The sequence below is a fragment of the Candidatus Viridilinea mediisalina genome, assembly GCF_002532535.1.
Lineage (GTDB): Bacteria > Chloroflexota > Chloroflexia > Chloroflexales > Chloroflexaceae > Viridilinea > Viridilinea mediisalina.
In genome coordinates, this window is sequence record NZ_NQWI01000033.1 from 12,804 (window position 1) to 34,035 (window position 21,232).

The 21,232-nt window shown below is 59.9% G+C and carries 16 protein-coding genes; 5 read left to right on the top strand and 11 right to left on the bottom strand.

Annotated features, from left to right (window positions below; all coding sequences use genetic code 11):
* Positions 1-174 precede the first annotated feature (174 nt).
* The 7 genes from trxB to CJ255_RS09400 all read right to left on the bottom strand — a co-directional run bounded on the left by trxB (position 175) and on the right by CJ255_RS09400 (position 6,941).
* On the bottom strand, positions 175-1,128 hold the full coding sequence (gene trxB, locus CJ255_RS09370) for a thioredoxin-disulfide reductase (RefSeq protein WP_097643842.1): 954 nt from the start codon (positions 1,126-1,128) through the stop codon (positions 175-177).
* Positions 1,129-1,257: 129 nt separating this feature from the next.
* Positions 1,258-2,079, bottom strand: coding sequence for an ABC transporter permease (locus CJ255_RS09375; RefSeq protein ID WP_097643843.1), 822 nt, complete (start codon positions 2,077-2,079; stop codon positions 1,258-1,260).
* A gap of 159 nt (positions 2,080-2,238) precedes the next feature.
* Positions 2,239-2,919 (bottom strand): response regulator transcription factor, encoded by a 681-nt coding sequence (locus tag CJ255_RS09380; RefSeq protein WP_097643844.1) that lies wholly within the window; start codon positions 2,917-2,919, stop codon positions 2,239-2,241.
* Positions 2,891-3,751, bottom strand: a complete 861-nt coding sequence (locus CJ255_RS09385) for a redoxin domain-containing protein (RefSeq protein WP_097643845.1) — start codon at positions 3,749-3,751, stop codon at positions 2,891-2,893. Before CJ255_RS09385 ends, CJ255_RS09380 begins: the two co-directional genes overlap by 29 nt.
* Before the next feature lie 56 nt (positions 3,752-3,807).
* Entirely contained in the window at positions 3,808-5,034 is a 1,227-nt protein-coding gene (locus CJ255_RS09390) for a glycosyltransferase (protein ID WP_245863294.1), read from the bottom strand.
* Positions 5,035-5,107: 73 nt separating this feature from the next.
* Positions 5,108-6,109 carry a DUF3137 domain-containing protein gene (locus CJ255_RS09395; protein ID WP_097643847.1) on the bottom strand — a complete coding sequence of 334 codons (1,002 nt, stop codon included), beginning with the start codon at positions 6,107-6,109 and terminating at the stop codon, positions 5,108-5,110.
* Positions 6,110-6,371: 262 nt separating this feature from the next.
* Entirely contained in the window at positions 6,372-6,941 is a 570-nt protein-coding gene (locus CJ255_RS09400; RefSeq protein WP_097643848.1) for a LemA family protein, read from the bottom strand.
* 304 nt (positions 6,942-7,245) lie between these two features.
* On the opposite strand from CJ255_RS09400, the gene CJ255_RS09405 reads away from it, so the two are divergent.
* Positions 7,246-7,866: a class I SAM-dependent methyltransferase gene (locus tag CJ255_RS09405; protein ID WP_097643849.1), complete on the top strand. Its 621-nt coding sequence runs from the start codon at positions 7,246-7,248 to the stop codon at positions 7,864-7,866.
* A gap of 309 nt (positions 7,867-8,175) precedes the next feature.
* On the opposite strand, the gene CJ255_RS09410 is transcribed toward CJ255_RS09405, so the two are convergent.
* The 3 genes from CJ255_RS09410 to CJ255_RS09425 form a co-directional block, all read right to left on the bottom strand.
* Positions 8,176-10,917 carry a phosphoenolpyruvate carboxylase gene (locus tag CJ255_RS09410; protein ID WP_097643850.1) on the bottom strand — a complete coding sequence of 914 codons (2,742 nt, stop codon included), beginning with the start codon at positions 10,915-10,917 and terminating at the stop codon, positions 8,176-8,178.
* Between the two features lie 441 nt (positions 10,918-11,358).
* Positions 11,359-12,036 (bottom strand): DUF3307 domain-containing protein, encoded by a 678-nt coding sequence (locus tag CJ255_RS09420; protein ID WP_097643851.1) that lies wholly within the window; start codon positions 12,034-12,036, stop codon positions 11,359-11,361.
* A gap of 13 nt (positions 12,037-12,049) precedes the next feature.
* Positions 12,050-12,727 (bottom strand): Crp/Fnr family transcriptional regulator, encoded by a 678-nt coding sequence (locus tag CJ255_RS09425; protein WP_097643852.1) that lies wholly within the window; start codon positions 12,725-12,727, stop codon positions 12,050-12,052.
* A 171-nt stretch (positions 12,728-12,898) separates the two neighbouring features.
* Between CJ255_RS09425 and CJ255_RS09430 the strand changes: the two genes are divergently transcribed.
* Together CJ255_RS09430 and CJ255_RS09435 are read left to right on the top strand one after the other, a co-directional pair.
* Complete coding sequence (locus CJ255_RS09430) at positions 12,899-14,365, top strand: cryptochrome/photolyase family protein (protein ID WP_097643853.1); 1,467 nt, start codon at positions 12,899-12,901, stop codon at positions 14,363-14,365.
* Positions 14,366-14,452: 87 nt separating this feature from the next.
* On the top strand, positions 14,453-15,913 hold the full coding sequence (locus CJ255_RS09435) for a leucyl aminopeptidase (protein WP_097643854.1): 1,461 nt from the start codon (positions 14,453-14,455) through the stop codon (positions 15,911-15,913).
* 74 nt (positions 15,914-15,987) lie between these two features.
* On the opposite strand, the gene CJ255_RS09440 is transcribed toward CJ255_RS09435, so the two are convergent.
* The gene (locus tag CJ255_RS09440; RefSeq protein ID WP_245863296.1) at positions 15,988-18,483 is read right to left on the bottom strand and encodes a U32 family peptidase; all 2,496 of its coding nucleotides are present in this window, start codon (positions 18,481-18,483) and stop codon (positions 15,988-15,990) included.
* Positions 18,484-18,741: 258 nt separating this feature from the next.
* Here CJ255_RS09440 and CJ255_RS09445 point away from each other — a divergent pair, with 258 nt between their 5' ends.
* Both CJ255_RS09445 and CJ255_RS09450 read left to right on the top strand, forming a co-directional pair.
* Positions 18,742-19,695 carry a DUF368 domain-containing protein gene (locus tag CJ255_RS09445; RefSeq protein WP_097643855.1) on the top strand — a complete coding sequence of 318 codons (954 nt, stop codon included), beginning with the start codon at positions 18,742-18,744 and terminating at the stop codon, positions 19,693-19,695.
* 300 nt (positions 19,696-19,995) lie between these two features.
* On the top strand, positions 19,996-21,228 hold the full coding sequence (locus CJ255_RS09450) for an SH3 domain-containing protein (RefSeq protein ID WP_097643856.1): 1,233 nt from the start codon (positions 19,996-19,998) through the stop codon (positions 21,226-21,228).
* Positions 21,229-21,232 lie beyond the last annotated feature (4 nt).

Sequence of the window (21,232 nt, forward strand, 5' to 3'; positions counted from 1 at the left end):
TACCTTAAGTCTGCAACATGCCCCGGTGGGGGGGATGTAAAGTTTTGTTAGTGCAAGAAAGCTCTGGGCCGCGCCGCTTGGCTTCGACAGGCTCAGCCAGCGGCGCAGTGGCGCGGTGGCTGAGCTTGTCGAAGCCAAGCGGCGCGGGCTTTGACCGCATACCAGACGCAGGCTTTAGCCTGCGGCATGCTGGGCCTTCTTCGCGGCATGCTCCTGTTCAGCAAGATACCAGGTGGCCTCCATTGCGGCCTTGCAGCCCTCACCGGCTGCCGTGATGGCTTGGCGATAGACATGATCAACCACATCGCCAGCGGCGAAGATGCCGGGGATATTGGTGCGCTGGCGCGTATCGGTGACGATATAGCCGGCATCATCAAGGGTTAGCAGCCCAACAAAGAGCTTGGTGTTGGGGATGTGGCCAATATAGGGGAAGACGCCATCTACGGCTAGTTCACTGGTGCTGCCATCCTTCAGATGCTTGATCTGCACCGCTTCCACCTGCTCATTGCCCATAATCGCTTCAACGGCACTATCCCACACAAAGCGGATCTTCTCATTGCTAAAGGCCCGCTCTTGCAGCACCGGATCGGCACGTAGGCTATCGCGGCGATGCACAATGATCAACTCATCAACAAAGCGGGTCAGGAAGAGGCTCTCATCAAGGGCACTATTGCCGCCACCAACCACCACCACCTTCTTGCCTCGGAAGAAGAAGCCATCACAAGTGGCACAATAGCTCACCCCCCGATTGGCCAATTGTTCTTCGCCGAGCACCCCCAACTTACGCGGTGAAGCGCCAGTTGAGACAATAATGGTATCGGCGGTCACCTGCTCACCACCATCGGTAGTGATAACAAAAGGGCGCACGCTGGCATCAATGGCCGTAACCAACGTGTCCTTAAACTGCGCCCCAAAGCGAGCGGCCTGTTTTTCCATACTATCGGCCAGCTCAACACCGCCGATGCCTTCGACAAAACCGGGATAGTTCTCAACTTCGGAGGTGGTTGCAATCAAGCCCCCCGGCTGTAGGCCACGGATCACCAATGGTTCTAAATTCGCACGCGCCGCATAGAGCGCCGCTGTAAGCCCAGCCGGGCCGGAGCCGATAATGACAACTTTGCTATGCATGGTGTACTCCTTGTAAGGTTTGTAGGATGCTGCCTCAAATGAGGATGCGTGAGGCGAAGATGCGTGTGCTTCGCGTCCTCGCGTCCTCGCGTCCTCGCGTCCTCGCGTCCTCGCGTCCTCCCCCTATGGTTACACCTCATCCCAACGCATCAACGCCCGTTCGAGCAGGGTTGCTGCAAGGTAGAGGCTCAAGGTAATGAGGGCGAGGGTAATCAGTGCAACAAAGATGAGTGGTGTATCAAAAAGCCCCCGGGCAATATTGATCATCGCGCCCAGCCCTTCGCGGCCCGCAACAAATTCGCCGACCACAGCGCCAGTGGTAGCGAGGGCCAAGCCGGTACGGATGCCAGCGAAGATCACGGGCACACTCAGGGGCGCCTCGACATAGCGCAAGATTTGCCAACGGCTGGCCCCACTAATCAACGCCATTTCCCGCAATTCACGCGGGATGCTGCGGAGGGCCACGACGGTTGCGAGCAGAATAGGGAGGAACGTGATGAGGGTGGCAATCAGTAGTTTACCACTGAGGCCAGGGCCAAACCAGAGGATAATCAGGGGCGCAATGGCAATGATCGGGATCGCTTGGCTGGCTGCAAGCACGGGGGTAATGGCGCGTTCCAGGAGGGGCACGTGGGCCAAACAGTAGCCGAGCAGCAACCCGAGCAGCAGGGCAATCCCAAAGCCGCCCAAGGCTGCGGTCATGGTTGCCGAAGTATGCCGCCAGAGCAGGCCACTCTGGAGCGCGGCCACAAAGCGTTCGGCAACCAAGCCAGGGCCAGGCAGAATAAAGGGCCGGTAGCCACCAAGGGTCACCAGCAATTGCCAGCCAAGGAGGAGCCCGAGCAACACCAAGGGCAAACCGACCCAATGCCATGTGCCCCAACGGGGCCGACGCGGGCGTGGCGGCGCGGCAGAGTCAACAGCTTGGCGCTGCAAAGGGAAGGAGTGCATAATGCCAACAAGAAGAGGTAGCGAGGATTACACCACAGAGGCACCGAGAGCACAGAGTATAGCAACTGTCGTATCACAAACCTCTCTGTGTTCTCTGTGTCTCTGTGGTTAAATTCTCTGTATCTCTAAATCCTCTATTCTCTGTATCTCTTCAAGCAACTAGGGCAACAGTCGGTAGCCAATGCCCCACTCGGTAAGCAACAGCCTAGGGTTGCGCGGATCAACCTCAATTTTGCGTCGCAGGTGCCAAATATACACCTTAAGGTAATCGTTGTCGCGCGTATACTCTTGGCCCCAAACGGCGTTGAGCAGCGTTTCGTGTTCAATCACCTTACCGGCCTGTTCCATCAAGATGCGTAGCAACTGGTATTCAGTAGGGGTTAAATCAACCAAAGCACCCCGGACAAAAACCTCACGCGAGCGCTGATCCATCTGGATCTGTTCATCGCATGCTACGAGCGGCTGGTAGGTGGGGGGCACACGCCGCAGCAGGGCACGCAAGCGGGCGGCAAGCTCATCAAGATTGAAGGGCTTGAGCAGATAATCATCGGCCCCCTGATCTAAGCCGGTAATAACATCATCCGACTGGGTGCGGGCAGTCAGCATCAGGATCGGCACTTGGGTAAATTGGCGCAATTGACGACAAGCCTCTAGCCCATCCATCTCTGGCATCATGACGTCAAGAATGACCAGATCGGGGCGCTCCTCACGCACCAGATCGAGACACTGGAGACCGTTGCCCGCCTGAATGATTTGGTAGCCCTCATGCTCAAGGTTGATCCTGATCAACTCACGGAGACCTTGATCATCGTCAACTATCAAAATTGTCCGCTTCTCCATGAGCTCTCCTAAGTAGTTCAAGGAAACGAGCCTCTACGTCTTGAAACCTTAATTCACCAATATGAACATAGCGAATATACCCAGTTTGATCAACAAAGAAGCTTGTGGGTAGGGGAAAGACGCGATAGGCATTGGTTACTGCACCTTCGAGATCAAGTACATTGGGGTAGGTAACCCCAAACTGCTCAAGAAAAGCTTGGACGGTCGCAGCATCACCGCCTTGGGCACGTTCGCTGTGGGTGAGGTTGACCCCAATCACCACAAGACCTTGTTCATGGTACTGCTGATGGGCCTGTTCAAGTGCAGGTAGCTCACGTTTGCAGGGTTCACACCAGGTTCCCCAGAAATTGAGCAACACGACTTGGCCTTGGAAGTCACTCAAACTCAGAGGGGTACCGTCTAGGGTTTGCAGGGTAAATTCGGGGGCGACGCGGTTCATTTGGGGCATCGCTTGCCCAGCTACGCCCTCACTGTCGCTCCCGGTCAGCACCCAGATGGTCGCCACGAGCGCAAAGGCCAGCACGACACCAACCAGTGCATAGGTACGTTCACGCGAACTAAGCCCCCGACGTGGATTGGAGGCCGGGGTTCGGCCATTGCTTGCAGCATCAAACAGGCTTGCGTCATACTCTTGGCGACGGATAGGGTCGGAGAGGATGGCATAAGCCTGCTCTAGCGCTTGGCTACGCTCGACAGCCGTAGCACGTAGTTCAGGGTCGAGATCGACCACCCGCGCTGGATCGTAGCGTTCGCGTTGCTGCTGATAGGCTGCTGCGATAGCGTCGGGGGTAGCGTCGGGCTCAACTCCTAAGAGGGTATAGTAGCTGCCCATAGTTGTGTTTCCTAGCTTTAGCGTTATTGTAGCATGGATTTTTAACTTTTTACAACTTATTGGGCTTTCAAGAGGCGATGCCCCAATTCCGCACCGGAGGTGCCTGTAATGATGCGCCAGTCGTAGTTGGCCACAACATGGGCGCGGCCAGCACTGCCGAGGCGCTGGCCAAGGGTCGGATCAGCGATGAGGCGCAGGACGGCGTTGGCAAAATCTTTGGGGCGTTCAGCCATGAGCAGGTGGGTGCCGTCGCGTAGCCCAACGATCCCCTCAGCGCCCATTGGTGTTGTCACGATGGGCGCTTCCATGGCTAGGGCTTCGAGCAGCTTCAGGCGCGAGCCGCCGCCGATGCGCATAGGCACCACATAGACGGCGGCCCCGTCAATGTAGGGGGCCACGGCGGCCACTTCGCCGATCACTTCGACCGCTTCGCTCGCTAAGGCGTGAATAGCAGCGCCAGCGGCGCGCCCAACGATGAGCAGGCGTGCGGTGGGGGCGCGGGCGCGAATCAGGGGGAGTACTTCTGCGGTGAACCAGCGTAGGGCATCAATGTTAGGCCGGTAGTCGAGGGTGCCGGTAAAGACCATGGTCGCACCACCAAGATCGCCGCGTACCGCGCCGGGACGCACAAGGCTGGTGTCTACGCCATTGGGTACTACCACGAGGCGCTGGGCCGCTGCTGGGTGCAGGCGGGCCAAGGCGTTACGATCTTGCTCAGAGACAACCGTGATCGTGTCGAGTTGTGCAAGCAGCATCCGTTCATAGCGGGCCAACTTGCGCCACTGGAGCAGCGAATAGAGCCCGCCGACCAACGCACGCGGGCGTAGACGCAAGGCGAGGGCAAGGTCACTCAGAGCGGCGCGGCGCTGCAACAGATATTCAGCGTTAAACTGGTCAAGCACGAGGCGCGGCCCCAAGCCACGCAGCGGCAGCAGGTAGCCCGCCATCTCGATGCTGGCGGCAAGCACCAGCGCAAAGGGAGTTGAAGCAACGAGGCGGCTGAGGGCTTCGCTATAGGCATGGCTTTGCGCACGCAGCGCCATATCGGGCTGGCTGCTCGTCAGGGTCGTCAGGGCACGCCGAGCCACACTGCGCCCCGCCGGACTTGGCACCGTCACCACATGGCACCATGCGCGGAGCGGGGCCAGCGCCGCCACCGCTGCCGCATGCGGCGCAAAGCTCAAGAGGGTCACCTCGTGGTGTTCGGCCAAGCCACGCGCCACATGGTAGATCCGCAGAGCCCCACCGCTGCGCAACGGATAGGGCGGGTAGGGGGAGAGCATGAGAATTCGCAAACTTTATGCCGTTTCAGATTGTAGATTGTAGATTGTAGATTGTAGATTGTAGATTGTGACCTTATTCCTTTGTCCAGATGCGCAGGTTCAAATTGAGGTCTTCGACAATCTGCTCGGCCAGCCGTACATCCTGAAAATACTCAGCAATATCGTCTTGGCTGAGCGACCCGCCGCCCCGCCAGATTGAGGGTGGCTCGAAGTGATCCTTGCTGGTAGTGATCGCAATATAGATCTGCGAGTCAACAAAAGCAATCGCCACAGGCTTATTCAACTGCTGACGAAACTCGGTGAGACGGCGCATCAGGCTGGTTGAAAGGATATAGCGGGCCTCGATTTGGTCGGTTGAACGCACCGCAAAGATACGCTCAAACTCGGGATCTTCCATATTGATCAACTCGCCATGGCGGCGATCAATTTGGCTAAACATAGATTGGATCATCCGGCCCAAACCGCCAAGCGCACGCTCGGCAGTGTCGGGCATGACGTAGGTACGCCCATTGAAATGCTTGTTAAAATCGGCGATAAAGTAGATACCCCGAAAGATAGTATGCCACTGGGTGCTGGTACGCCCCTTCGAGTCGGTCGTGGTAGTCTTGTATTCTGCATGCACCTCGGAGAAGCGGAACTCTGTGGCCCCAATCAAGCCGGTGAAGAAATCCTCGGCGCGGTAGCGGTCAATCTGGTTGCGAAAGAGATTACTACGGCGAAACTCTTCAATGCTGATGCCGCCATCTTGGTAATAGACAAGGCTCGGATCAACCAGCCGGGCTAGGCGGGCAATCACCTCAGACTTAAAGAAGTCACGGTAGCGCTTCTGCACACCATGATTGATCCCAAACCATGCCATCAACGCCCCGACGCCCAAAAAGATGGCAAAGATTATGCCAAATGCATTGCCTACGATCAGCATCAAAAGTAGCGCAACCGGCAGCAAAACCCCTAAGCTCAGTAAGGCCCGCTTTCGCGCCTCTTGGCGCTTGGCTTCAAGCTGATCCAGGATCGGCTGTAGCTCAGTAGCATAGAGTTGGGCGAGATCTTGGGTTTTTGATGAAGGTGGGTGCATGGGATTGGCCTTTCATGGAGAACAGGAGAACGGGAGAACAGGAGAACAGAGAACGGGAGAACAAGCGAACAGGAGAACAGAGAACGGGAGAACAGGAGAACAGAGAACGGGAGAACAGGAGAACAAGTATGTCTACAAAATCTATTTTTCTGTTCTTCTGTTCTTTTGCTCCTCTGTTCTTCTGTTCCTCTGTTCTTTTGCTCCTCTGTTCTTCTGCTCTTCTGCTCCTCTGTTCTTCTGTTCCTCTGTTCTTCAGCTCCTCCTATCGCTGAAACATCGAGCGCACATCAACGTTCTGGCGCTCGGCCATTGATGCCTCGAAGAGTTCGCGGCGCGTAAAGCCCATCGGCCCAGCAAAGAGGCTCCCGGGGAACATCTGGATGGCGTTGTTGTAATCGGTAGTGGCCGCATTGTAGGCCCGTCGGGCAGCAGAGATCTGCTCCTCGACTTCGTTGAGGCTGCGCTGAAGCTGGAGGAAGTTGGTGTTGGACTTGAGATCGGGATAGTTCTCAACCGAAACCATAAGGCGACCCATAGCTGCATTGAAGCCATTCTCGGCGGCAACCCGCTGTTCGGGGGGCAGATCACCGGCCAAGGCCCGCGTCCGCAATTCGGTCACTTCGGTCAAGAGCTCGCGCTCGTGAACCATGTAGCGCTCGACGGTGGCAATCAGGTTGGGCACGAGGTCATAGCGCTTCTTGAGCATTACGTCAATCGAAGCAAAGGCTTGATCAACCCGATTGCGACGCCCGACAAGACCGTTGTAGATGCCAATCACAAAGACGAGCACAACGACAACGACGATCACAAAGAAAATAAGCAGGACTTCCATTGGTTTGTATCCTTCCTAAAGGGATTATTCGGAGCCACGTTACCGTTTGCGAGGACGCGAGGACGCGAGGACGCGAGGACGCGAAGCCCTCGTCTCACGCATCTTCGCGTGTTGTGGGCTTCTAGCTCTATGATAATACGCATGTCTAGCCCTAAAGGTTACAAAGTGGGGGCTGCTGCCCTAAAACCCGCTTTTTGTTCCGTGTGGGCGGCTTCGCCGCCCTCAACCTCCGCCAGGGGCTTAACATAAGGCGTATGGTGAAGCGAAGCATCACCATACGCCCGCCATTGGTATAATACGCCTTATGGATGCCTATTTCAAAAAAGACCTCACCTACACCCAACGCGGCCAGCAGTTCAGTTTTGCGGTGGGGCATACGCTCTTTTCTTCGTTTCAGGTGGATGAGGGCAGCGATCTGCTGCTGCGCATGCTGGAGCCAGCGTGTCCGCCTGAGCGCATTCTCGATCTTGGCTGTGGGGTTGGGATCCTGGGGATTACGCTGGCGCGGCGTTGGCCAGCAGCGCAGGTGGTGTTGGCCGATGTGAATCTGTTGGCGCTACGCTATGCACGCCACAATGCGGTGCGCAATGGGGCCTACAATGTGAACATTGTGGGCAGCGTGGGCCTCGAGGCGGTACCACCAGGCCCTTACGATCTGATTGTTTCTAACATTCCCGCTAAAATTGGCGATCTGGCAATTGAGCAGGAGTTTGTGCTGGGACCATTGGCCCAACTGCGCCAAGGTGGTGAATATTGGTTTGTTGTGGTGAGTGGCTTAAACCACCTTATCCCGCGCCTTGGCCCGCGCCATGATCTGCGTATGAAAGCGATCAAGAAGCGTGCAGGCCATACGGTCTATCGGATTGAGCAACGAGGAGTGGATGCTGGCAATAGGTTGCCAGCGTCCACCGATACCGACACTTAGGGCTGATAAGTGGAGTGCCGGCTTTAGCCGGCTGAAGCCGGCACTCCAACGCCAGTTCAAAGAGCGAGTGACCAAAACGTGGTGAGAAGAGGGGACGCGGGGACGCGGGGACGCGGGGACGCGGGGACACGAGGACGCGAGGAGGCGAGGACGCGGGGACGCGGGGACGCGGGGACGCGAGGACGCGAGGACGCGGGGACGCGGGGACGCGAGGACGCGAGGACGCGGGGACGCGAAGCCCGCTTCCCCTGTTCCCCTGTTCCCCTGTTCCCCTGTTCGCCTCCTCGCCTCACACATCCTGCTCCCACACTACCCCGTAGTACGCAAGCCACTCGCAATCGCATTCACCGTAAGCAACATGTCGCGCAGCAGCACTTCGGCGCGGGCTTCGTCGCTTGTGGCGCGGGCGTTGCGCCATTGGCGCAGGAGGTTGATCTGCTGCTGGTGCAGTCGCTCTAGGCCCGCTTGACGCATGGCCAAGACGCGATGAATGCGTGGGCGCGTTTCGGCAAGGGGGCCTTGGTAGAGCAGTTCGAGCATGCGCTCGGTGCGGGTGTGTTCGGCGCAAATGGCGGTGAGGAAGCGCTCACGTAGGGCGGGGTCTTCCACCAGATCCGCATAGGCGCTCATGAGCCCACGATCCGCTGTGGCGACACTGGTGGCGGCGTTGCTCACGAGGTAGTGCAGGGGAGCCCATGTTCGTGCGGTCGCCTGGATGTGGGCAAAGCTGGCGGCATCCTCCTCGGCCAACCGTTCTAGGGCGCTGCCTAAGCCGTACCAGCCAGAGAGAAAGTAGCGTGCTTGACTCCAGCTAAAGACCCACGGGATGGCGCGTAGGTCGCCGATGCTCTGCGCCCCGGTGCGGCGCGGGGGCCGCGAGCCGATGCGGCTGGCTTCGATGGCGTCAATGGGCGTTGCGCCCCTGAAGAAGTCTACGAAGCCCTCTTGCTCAACTAGGTCGCGGTAGGCACGGCGACTCGCGGCAGCCAGACGTTCCATGGCTGTTTCTAGTTCGCTCAGGTGCTGCGTGCTTGCATGAAGCTGACTCAGGCTGGCGCCGGTTACGCCGGCGAGTAGCAGTTCCAATTGGTAGACGGCGCTGATGCGGTTGGCATACTTTTGGGCAATCGTTTCGCCCTGTTCGGTCATGCGTAGATCGCCGTGCAGCGCCTCGGGCGGCAGGGCGCGAATGAAGCGGCGCGTTGGCCCGGCCCCGCGGCTGATGGTGCCGCCGCGCCCGTGGAAGAAGCGGATGCGGACGCCCGCTTGCGCCCCAATTGCCGCGAGGGTGCGTTGGGCCCGGTGCAAACCCCAAAGGCTGGCGACAATGCCCCCATCTTTGTTGCTATCGCTGTAGCCCACCATCACCTGCTGCACTAAGGTCTGCTCGCCCCGCAGTTCCGCCTGAAGCGCAAGGCTGCGCTGCACGATTGGTTGAGCTAGGTAATCGGCAAGGATCGCAGGACTCGCCTCAAGGTCTTCGATGGTCTCGAAGAGTGGCACAACCGGCAGCGGACAGGCGGGGCCTGCGGCAGTCTCAACCAGCAACCCACCTTCGCGGGCGAAGAGGTAGAGCGCCAGCAGATCGGCGCAACTGCGGGTCATGCTCACAATCAGCGCCCCCAAGCCCTGCTGGCCGTGCTTGCGAATCTCTTGGGCCAGCACGCGGTAGCAACCAACCACCGCGTCGGCCTCTTCGCCCAAGGCCAACTCGGGGCGGGTAAAGGGGCGCGGCGAGGCCAACTCAGCCACCAGTAGCGCCCGGCGACGCGCCTCGTCCCAGGTGGGATAATCAGCCCCAGGCAGTCGCGCTGTGCTCAGCAGTTGCGCGAGGGCGCGGTCGTGGAAGGCGCTATTCTGGCGCACATCGAGGCTGGCCAGGTGGAAGCCACAGTAGTGTACCAGCCGCCGCAGTGGGCGTAGCTCCTGCGTTGCGAGGCGTTCTGCCCCCACCTCAACCAGAGCTGCATCGAGTAGCCGCAGATCTGCGGCCAAATCAGCGGCACTGCGGTAGGCATGTGGGTTGGATCCATCAGCACGAGGCAAGCGGGCGAGCAACAGATTCACCAACTGACGCCACGGCTCAGCGGGGTTACGGGCCAGAGCCTGCTGGCCCACTGGCCCCAAGGTCGCCGCCAACTCAGCAACGCGGGCCGCAAGGGGCGCGGGGGTCGGTTGGGTATGGGCCGAGAGCGAAAGCCGGATCGCCAAGTGGGTCAACTGGTCACGCAAGAGCGCCAACGCATTGCGGCGCAACTCGCCAAGGGCCATGGCTGTCACCTCAGCGGTAACAAACGGATGCCCATCGCGGTCGCCACCGACCCAGGTACTAAAGCTGATCTGCGGCAGCCGCTCAGGATCAGCGAGCAACTCCACCGCGCCGCCCATTGCGGCCCAACTCTGCCGTAGGCGCAGATCGAGTTGCGCCACCGCATCAGGAAAGACACGGCGCAGATAGTGGATCACATTGCGTAACTCGGAAGCAACATCGGGACGTTCGAGGAAAATATCGCCCGTACGCCAGAGCCGTTCCAGCACCGCTTTGACCTCATCGCGCAGCGCCAACAGCTCTGAGGGCGTCCAGATCTGGTTCTCCGCCTTGACCAGCAGCAGGTAGAGTTCGCGGTAGTGTTCCAGCACCGTCGCCCGCTTAGCCTCAGTGGGATGCGCCGTGAGCACCGGCTCCACGCGCACACTGGGCAGCCCAGCGGCAATCTGTTCATCTGAGAGCCCCTCGGCGCGCAGGCGGGCCAAGACCTCGCCCCAGAGCCCCGGTTCGGCAGCGGGGCCAGCATCGGTCTCAACCGCACGGCGCTGCTGGGCAATCGCATTCTCTTCACAGAGATTGAGCAACTGAAAAGCAATCGCCAACGCCTGAGCCGCACGCGACGGCAGCGTCCCATTCTGCGGCTGCGTTGCTGTCTGCCAAGGCAGCAAACCAGCCAACTCAGCCTCGCCACACTCGCTCAGCACCTCACAAAAACAGCCGAGCAGCCATGCGAAATCACGGTCGATCTTGGTGAAGGTGGGGTTGTCTGTAGGATCACTCATAGGGTTTTAGCTTACTTCTTTAGACGGGGATGCGGGGATGCGAGGATGCGGGGATGCGGGGATGCGGGGATGCGGGGATGCGGGGATGCGGGGAGGCGGGGAGGCGAGGATGCGGGGATGCGGGGATGCGGGGATGCGGGGATGCGGGGATGCGAGTCCCGCACCTCTTCGCATCCTCGCTGCTTCGCATCCTCACTGCTTCGCCTCCTCACTGCTTCGCCTCCTCGCTGCTTCGCCTCCTCACTGCTTCGCATCCTCGCTGCTTCGCCTCCTCACTGCTTCGCCTCCTCGCCGCTTCGCCTCCTCGCTGCTTCGCCTCCTCGCTGCTTCGCATCCTCACTGCTTCGCCTCCTCGCCGCTTCGCCTCCTCGCTGCTTCGCCTCCTCGCTGCTTCGCATCCTCACTGCTTCGCCTCCTCGCCTCATCACACCCCCCATTGCTTCAACGCAACCCGGCGAGCAGCGCTCCGGTGGTTGCCGCAACAAACACAACCGCCATGATACCACTAGGAGTATCGAGAGGATGCTGCGAAGCGGGGCGGCGCAAGGCCCAGGCCAGGCCCGCCAGGGTGACAGGCAACGCCAGCGGCCCGGCCAGCAGGCTCAGGCTCAACACCACAACCGCAGCCAGGAGGCTGCGCGCCCGCGCATGGGCGGCTTGGGCCGCGTGGCGAAAACTGGGGTCAAAAAGGACAATCAGCGTGATTGGGACGGCCAAAGCGGCCAGCATATAGGCATTCAGGTAGATCGCCAGCCAACCATAGGCTACCGCATCGGGCGACCAGAGTTGTGCCGGTGGCACCACCAAGCTTAATACTAGCACCAAAGTGCCAATATGGATCACCTGATCGAGCAGATAGGGCACCAAAGGCTGCTTAAAGAGCCCATCGCCATAGTTGACCTTCCACCAATCCGCGAGGAAGTGGATAGCCCCAATGGCCAGCATCGCCGGCCAGAGCGCCCGCGCCGCAGGCTCCAACAAGCCCAATGCCAGCATACAGACCAACACCAAACCAATGTGGATCACGAGGCCATACCAGTAGCGCTTGCGGCGCACCAGCCATAAGGGCTGGAGTGCGAAATCGGCGATCATGTGGGCCAGGAGGAAGAGATAAAACATGGCGGTTGTCCTTCTACAACTGCTCCAAACGAGGCAAGTTGAGCACACTCACGCGGGCACGTTCGATCTGGATCAGGCCCTGTTCACGCAGACTAGCCAACACCCGGTTGACCGTCTCGCGTGAGGTGCCCGCAAGGCTCGCAAGGTCGTCTTGGGTGAGGTGCAGATTGATGCGTGCCATCACGCCATCCTCACTGACTCCATGCTGATCAGCGAGATCAATCAGGGTACGCACAATCCGCTGCGGGGCCGAATAGCTGGCCAGATGCTCGATGTAGGTATTGGTGCGCCGCAAGCGGTTCGAGAGTTCTTCGAGAACCAGCACGGCAATCGCTGGCATGCTCTGGATTGCCTCATGAAACGCCTGGCGGTGCAGCGTGAGCGTATGGGTCGCACACATCGCTTGAGCACTGGCCGAACGCGGCTGGCCGTCAAGTAATGCTAATTCGCCAAAGAAATCGCCAGTACGAAAAATTTTGACTGAGATCTCCTGTCCAAGTTGGCTCACCGTAAAGATGCGTACCTGACCATCAACAATCAGGTAGAGCAGATCGCCCTCGCGCCCCTGGGCGAAGATCGTCTCGCCCCGCGCAAAGCTACAGGTGCCAAGGCTGGCCTCAAGCAGATTGAGTTGGTTCGGATTGAGACGAGCAAAAATGGGGACGTTACGCAGCAACTCTGACTTTTCCATACCAACCTCCTTGCTTGTATACTGCGATTATAGAACGTGACCGATACGAAGACTATGATCACCGTCACGCTTACCGCTCTCGCGCCAGCGGCGCGGTGGCTCGGTGGCTGAGCCTGTCGAAGCCAGCTTGTCGAAGCCCCCGCGCCAGCGGCATGGTTCAGGAGTTTCACCATGGCCCCGATTATTCACTGGTTCCGGCGCGATCTGCGTTTGGCCGACAATAGCGCCCTGAGTGCTGCGGCCCAAGCATCTGGGGGGGCAGTGCTGCCCCTGTTTATTTTTGATCCTACCCTGTTGCGTGGGCGCTGCGCTAGTCCGCCGCGTACCGCTTGGTTGATAGCCAACCTGCACGCCCTCGCCGCTGAACTTGAGGCGCAAGGTTCGCGCCTGATTGTGCGCCACGGGCCGCCAGTGGCAACCTTGGTTGAACTGGCCCGTAGCAGCGGAGCGCAGGCGGTCTATTGGAACCGCGATGATACGCCCTATGCCCGCGAGCGCGACCGCGTGGCTACGCAAGAACTAACAGCGCTGGGGTTGGAGGTCTTGAGCTTTAAGGATGTGGTGATCTTTGAGCGTGATGAGGTACTTAAGCCCTCCGCAGAGCCCTACACGGTCTTTACGCCCTATGCACGCCGCTGGCGTGAACGGTTGGCCGCGCAGCCATTGCCGCAATGCAAGCCTAGCCCAACGTTGGCAGCCCTGGCCCAGTGGCCCGCCACACAGCCCCTTCCCACTCTGGCTGAACTTGGGTTGCCCGCCAATCATGTGCCTCTGCCACCAGCAGGCACGCAGGCCGCTATGACGCGCCTGCACCACTTTGTGACGACGGGCCTAGCCAACTATGCAACCCAACGCGATAGCCTAGCTCTGCCGGGGACTTCACGCCTTTCGCCCGATCTGCGTCTGGGGACGTTGAGTGTGCGTATGGCCTTGCAGAGTGCCCTAGCCCAACTTGAGGGCGCAGCAACGCCAGCTTTGGAAACAGCAATAACCCGTTGGGTCAACGAGCTGATCTGGCGCGAGTTCTACACCCAGATACTCTACCACTTCCCCTATGTGCTACGTGGCGCTTTTCGTCAGAGCTATGATCTGCTACCATGGGAGCAGAATGTGGAACAGTTTGCAGCGTGGCAGAGCGGACGTACCGGCTATCCAGTGGTTGATGCGGCCATGAACCAACTGCAGCAGGAGGGCTGGATGCACAATCGGGCGCGCATGATTGTCGCCTCATTCCTGAGCAAAGATCTGCTGCTTGATTGGCGCTGGGGCGAACGCCATTTTATGCACCTGCTGCTTGATGGCGATCCGGCCAACAACAATGGCGGCTGGCAATGGGCCGCAGGCACTGGCACCGATGCTCAACCCTACTTCCGCATTTTTAATCCAACCACCCAAGGCCAAAAGTTTGACCCCGAAGGCACCTACGTGCGGCGCTACCTGCCCGCATTGGCCCGGGTGCCTACCCGCTTCATCCATACGCCCCACCTGCTGCCCCCCGCCGAACAAGTACGCGCCGATGTCCAGATCGGGCGCGACTATCCACTGCCAATGGTGGATCATCGGGTGCAGCGCCAACGGGCGTTGACATTCTTTGGGAAGGATACAGCCTTTGGGAAGGATACAGCAACGAGAAAATAGCAAATAGGTTTACGCCATCAGGATGCGCTGAATGCCTCCAAACTATAACGTACCCTGAAACCATCGCTTTGCAATGAAGGAATCTCCATGAATATCACCATCGCCACCAGCACGCTGCTCCAAACCCCCAGTGATCTCGCAGTACTCTTGCTGCCCGAAGGCGCAACGTTGCCTGCGGAGGTTGCCGCGCTCTTGGAGCCTGCTGATTTTACGGGCAAAGCCAAGCAGCAGCAGTTGCTCTATCCGCGTGGGGCGTTAGCCACGAAGCGGTTGCTGCTGCTTGGCTTGGGCAAGCCCGAAGCGCTCGATGCCGAAGCCTTGCGCCAAGCTGCGGCAACAGCCGTGCGCCAAGCCCAGATGCTGCAGGTGACCAATTTTAGCTTGGGCCTGCATGGCGCTGCGCCGTTGCCCGCCCATAGCTTGGGCCAAGTCTTGGCCGAAGGGCTGGAATTGGGCGCCTATCGCTACCACCGCTACCGCACCGGGCTCACGCCCGACCAGCAGTTTGTGGTTGAACATGCCGTCATTGTGGCCGAAAGCGAGCCCGAAGCCGTCACCGCGGGGGTCGCGGTTGGCCAAGTGGTGGCCCGTGGCGTCTGCCTCGCCCGCGATCTGGTCAATACACCTGGAGGCGCGCTGCCGCCATCGGCCCTCGCGGCGACAGCGGTCGCCCTGGGCCAGCGTACCCAACTCAAGGTGACCGTCTTCGACAAGCCTCAACTGGTTGAACAGGGCTTTGGTGGGCTGCTCGCTGTGGGCCAGGGGTCGGCCAATGAGCCCTACTTTATCGTGATCGAACACGGCACCCCTGCGGAAGACAAACCCACCCTCTGCCTCGTGGGCAAAGGGCTCACCTTCGACAGCGGGGGGCTCTCGCTCAAGCCCGCCGACTCAATGACAACCATGAAGATGGACATGGGCGGCAGTGCCGCCGTCCTGGGCGCGATGCAGGTCTTGAGCGAATTGGAGTTGCCGTTGCATGTGGTTGGCCTCATCCCCACTGCCGAGAATATGCCCAGTGCTACCGCCTATCGCCCCGATGACGTGCTTACGACCTTGAGCGGCAAGACGATTGAGGTGCTCAATACCGACGCCGAAGGGCGGATTGTGCTGGCCGACGCGCTCTTCTACGCGCAGCGTTACAACCCCGCCGCGATTGTCGAACTCTCGACGCTCACCGGAGCGATTGTGGTGGCCCTTGGCCCCCACGCCACCGGCATGATGGCCACCGACCAAGCCCTAGCCGATCAGATCAAACAGGCGGGCGAAGTGAGCGGCGAACGGGTTTGGCAACTGCCACTCTGGGACGAATACCGCGAGATGATCAAGAGCGAGATTGCCGACATCAAGAACACCGGCGGGCGTCAAGGCGGCTCAATCACCGCTGCGGCCTTCCTCGCCCACTTTGTCGGAGACTACCCCTTTGTCCATTTGGACATTGCGGGCACCGCCTTCAACGAGAAGCCAACCAAAGCCTACCAGTCAGTGGGGGCCACGGGGGTAGGGGTGCGGCTATTGGCGCAATTTCTACGTAGTTATGGCTCGTAGAGCCGCCCCGTTGGGGCGACTAGGCTCGGAGAGCCGCCCCGTTGGGGCGGCTCTGCTCTACCCGGGTGGTATTTCTATCTGCCGACCACCACCAAGCTGCCCTCGGTAATGCCGGCGGGGGCGTGTTGCTTGAGTTGGCGGCTGAGTTCGCTGGGGCTGATCTGATCGTTGAGGGCGGCCCTGAAGGCGGTGGTGATGGCGTTGACTTGGGTGGTGTCTTCGTGGACAAATTCGAGGCGATAGGCGCTGATGCCCGCGTTGCGCCAGGTGCTGAGGTGGCGGCTGGCGTGTTGGGCTTCGGCCCCGAAGATGGTGTTGCGGCAGCCGATGTCGGCGCTGACCGGATGGGCCCGTCCGTGGGGATCGCGGAGGGCGATGGGTTCGCCTTCGCAGGGCCGCCCGCAGTCGCGGTAGCTGCTGCCGCTAGAGAGGAAGCGGCAGAAGATGCAGTGTTCGCTGTGGAAGACGGGGAGGTGTTGGTAGGCGATCACTTCGAGCGCTTGGGCGTCAAGCGCTTGGGCCAGATGGGTGATCTGGGCGGCGTTGAGATCGTGGGTGGGGGTGAGGCGCACCAGGCCGTGTTCAAGCAGGGTGCGGGCGCTGAGGGCGTTGGCAGCGTTGAGGCTGAAGTCGCCATAGAGCGCGTGGGGGTAGTTGGGGCCGAGGCTGTGCAGCAGCCCGCTGGAGCGGACGAGCAGGGGGCAGGCGAGTGTACGCAAGAAGTTGACAATGCGCTCTTCGTTGGGCTTGAGAATGCGGGGGCTGGCGACGCGCACGTTGAGGCCGGCGGCTTGCACCCGCTCGACGGCTGGACGCAGGCCGTAGAGATCGAGGTAGTCGAGGGTGATACTGGCTGGACGTAGCTCTAGGGCGGCGTTGAGTTGGGCGGGGGTACGGATGAGCAGGTGCAATTCGGATGGCACGCGGTGCGGCTGTGGGCTGGGTGGTGGCCCCAGCGCGGCCCGCAAGGCTGCCATGGGGTCGCCCCCGGCGGGGGGCTTGGCGTTGGCCTGAAGCTGGGCGAGGGCGTCGGTAGCTTCGCGCCGTAACGTGTTCAACCATGAACTGGCGACAAATGGTTCACCCTGAAGATCGAGGTCAAGGGCGGTGAGCTTGTAGGGGGTGTTGCCCAAACGGCCCAGTTGGGCCTCAAGGAAGGCTTGATCGAGGCTGCGGTTTTGGGCCGAATCGAGGGGCTTGGGCGAGCGCACCGTCACCTGAAGCTCTGGGTTGGCGACAAGGCGCCAGGTGAGTTCGAGGGGCGCACCGACGTGGGCGCGGACGTGGACATGCACAGCTTGGCGCTGGAGCGGCGCGGCGGGCTGAAGCAGGGGGCGCACAGCGCGTTCAAGTTCAGGATCGTGGGTACGCCAGAGCAGATCGCCGGGGCGAATACGACGCAGATCGAGATCGTCATAGCCAAACTCTAGTTCGAGCAGGCCAGCGCGGGCGGGATGCACATGGTAGACCCGTCCGCCCTCTTCGGGTTCTTCGGGGCTACGCCAGTCGGCAGCATCGAAGACGAGGCCATCGCCGGGCTTGAGGGGCGCAGCGGCGCTCTTTGGTTCGGGCGCAACGAGGATGCTACTGGTAAGCACGCGCACGACGCGCCCCACGAGGATGCCACGGTGGCGCGGGGCGCGGCCACGCACAACAGCTTGGTGGTCGGTGCCACTGAGGAAGAAACTGCCGAGGCCACGCGAATAGACCTGTTCGAGTTGCAGTTCTTCGCTGGGAGTGATGCTAAGTGGCAGCCCGGCCCATGCCTCATCTACCGCCTTGCGATAGGCGGCGGTAGTGAGGGCAACATAGGCGGCATCCTTGTAGCGCCCCTCGATCTTGAGCGCAGCAACGCCCAATTGGACAATTTGGGGCATGAGTGGCAGCGCATAGAGGTCGCCAGGCGAGAGCAGGTAGCGTGCATCGGCGAGGGGCTGCATGTGGCCCGCCACAAGCAACTCGTAGGGCAGGCGACACGCTTGGGCGCACTGGCCGCGATTGGCACTGCGTCCACCCCAAGCCTCAGAAGAGAAACATTGGCCAGAGTAGCTCACACAGAGGGCCCCGTGGGCAAAGATCTCAAGCTGGATGGGGCTCGTTTGGCTAATCGCAGCGATCTCAGCGAGGGCCAACTCGCGGGCAAGGACAACGCGGCTGATCCCGTACTGGGCAGCGAAGGCGACCCCCTCGGCAGAGGTGATGGACATCTGGGTTGAGCCATGCACTTCGGTATGGGGCGCGATGCTACGCAAGAGGCGTGCGATGCCCAAATCCTGGACAATAAAGGCATCAACGCCAGCGGCAGCACTCGCAGCGGCGCATCGGGCGGCTGCTTCCAGTTCAGTATCGAACATGAGCGTATTGAAGGTCAGATAGCCCTTCACGCCACGACGATGGAGCGTTGCCATCACCTCGGGCAATTCTGCAAGGGTAAAGCCAACCTTCGCCCGGGCACTGAACTGATTCAGGCCAAAATAGACCGCATCGGCCCCCGCCTCAATTGCGGCGTGCAATTGGGGCCAATGGCCAGCGGGGCTCATGACTTCGGGTTTTTGGGGCATAGGTTGCATAGGAGCTTTCATTGTAGCATATTTGGATGTGGGGGGTTGGGGACGGCTTTGCCTCCCCGCAACATGCTTTTTTGTTGCTGTTTGGCGGCTTCGCCGCCAAACAGCAACAAAAAAAGGGTTTGGGGCATAGCCCCAACGACCTTCATGTGAACTAGGTTCATCCCCTGCCAATTGACGTGGGGGCGCGACTCCCGTATACTCTGATGAGCGTCCAGACTTGGACGTGGTTTTTGTGTGCCCATATACGGAGCAAGCTACATGCAACAGACGGAAAATGGTTCGCAGCGACCCTTTTCGGCAATCCGCATCTTCTTGACTGGCTTTGCCATGGGAGCTGCCGACCTTATCCCCGGGGTGTCGGGTGGGACGATGGCCTTTATCCTGGGGGTTTACGAACAATTATTGAATGCGATCAAGTCGTTCAATGTGAAGTTGATCCAGTTGCTCTTCAAGGGGCGCTGGCAAGAGGCGTTGGATGCGGTGCCAATCCGCTTTTTGATTCCGTTGTGCTTAGGGTTGGCGGTTGCGATCTTTTCAATGGCGCGTTTGATGCGCTATTTACTTGAATATCAGACCGTCTACCTTTTTTCGTTCTTCTTTGGGCTGATTCTTGCCTCGATTATTGCGGTAGGGGCGACAGTTCGCTGGAATCTGCAATCGGCAATAACGTTGTTAGTGGGTACGGTTGTGGCCTATTTGATCATTGGGTTGGTGCCGATGGATATGCCTAATGATCCTTTGACTATCTTTTTGAGTAGCATGGTGGCGATTACCGCCATGATTCTGCCGGGTATTTCAGGATCGTTCATTCTGCTCATTTTAGGCCAGTATGCCTATGTACTCAACGCCGTTGCAGAGTTTAATCTCATTGCGATCATGCCGGTCATTTTTGGCGCAATTGTGGGCCTCCTTGGTTTTGCGCGCATTCTCAGTTGGTTGTTGAAGCACTACCATGATGCAACGGTGGCCTTGTTGGTTGGCTTTATGGCTGGCTCGTTGCGGAAGATCTGGCCGTGGAAAGAGGTGACTGAGTGGATGACCAACCGCCACGGCGAAGAGGTGCCGATGCGCGAGAGCAATATTCTGCCCAATTTTGCCGGGGTCGAATTTTGGTTCGCATTGACGATTGCGGTGATGGCGTTTGTGCTATTGAGTGTTATGGATCAGTTGCAGACGAAGAAGAACCCGATTCTTAGTCGGTTCCTGCGATAGAGAGAGACAGAGTTTTTTCACCACAGAGGCACCGAGGACACAGAGGGGTAGAGTTTTAAGAGGCTGTCTGAAAAGTCTATGAACTGGCGTTGGAGTGCCGGCTTTAGCCGGCTAAAGCCGGCACTCCAACGCGTGCCTACTAGCTTTTCAGACAGTTTCTAAGGCAATCCTATCACCCTGGCTGTTCCCCTGTTCTCTGTTCCCCTGTTCCCCTGTTCTCTGCTCTCTGTTCTTCCGTTCCCCTGTTCCCCTGTTCTTCCCCCCCCCCCCCTCCGTTCCTCAAATATTATCGAGACCCCTATGACGCAGTCACACGAAGATCAAAGGCCGGGCCAACTGGAGTTGTTGGAGTCGGCACGTCGCAAGTATACCTTAGCGTTGGCGCGGGTGCGCTATGGGCCCCCGGAGTTGGCGCTGCTGAGTCTGCATGGGAGTCTTGAGGATGCGCTGCGTTCGCATGGGATGCGTTTGGGTTTGGAGGCCGCCTTGGCCCCCTTTCCGCAGTTGCTTGCCGCTCTCGTGACCGCTCCCCAAATGCCGTTGAGTATGGTGGAGGCGGATGGGATTCAGCGGATGCACCGCCTGCGGGCCCATGTGGCCCACGGTGAGCGCATTGCGGTGGCGGAGACGACTATTGCAGCGTACCATCAGTTGGTGGCGCGGTTGCTGCCGCGCTATGGGGTGATGGTGGTGGCACCTGATGCGGCGGTGGATGAGGCGCTGTTAGGCCAGGAGCCAGATGATCCAGCAACGGCAACGACCATGCGCATGCGGCGAGGTGAACCAGACGAGGGCCGCGAGCGGCGCAGTACTGGACGCCAACGGCGCGAGACTGGGCCGCGACGGGAGCGCACGGTCTACCCGGATGACCAAGCGGCGCGCTATGTTACGCGGGGGAGTATGCCTAGCGCGGCGACGCGCGATCTTCCGTTGGCGCAGGAGCTCCTGCGGAAGCAGCGGCGCGGGCGGCGCGGCGAGGATGGTGAGCTTGAGCGCATTGCGAGCTTTGCGGATTTCTGGGAGCGTTCGCAGAGTTGGTTGCTGCCCGCCATTGTGGTGGTTAGTCTGCTGCTGATTGGCGCGGTGATGACGATGGCGTTGCAGCAGATGCGCCCTTTGCCGATGGTGCCAACCGCTGAGGTTGAGCGCAGTATCTCTGATCCAGCCGATCTGCCGGTGCCACCAGTGAACGATGTGGAACGGGAGCAAGCCCCCGCGCCGCCGGTGGACGCTGCAGAACAGCAACCAGCCCCGGCATCTGCGGATGAGCCAGAGGCAGCAGCAAGCCCTGAGCCCAACGATGCAGCCGCACGGTTCGTGGTGGGCCAGGTGGTCTATGTGCGAACAACTTCGCCAGGGGTGAACCTGCGTGATCGGCCAAGCACCGCGCCGGATAGCGCCATTCAGGCTGGCCTGGCTCCCGGTACGGCGGTGGAGATCATTGGGGGGCCGAACGAGGCGGAGGGCTTTGATTGGTGGTATGTGCGGGCGGCGGGCGTGGAGGGCTGGTGTGTCGGCGAGTTATTGGAGTAGAGAG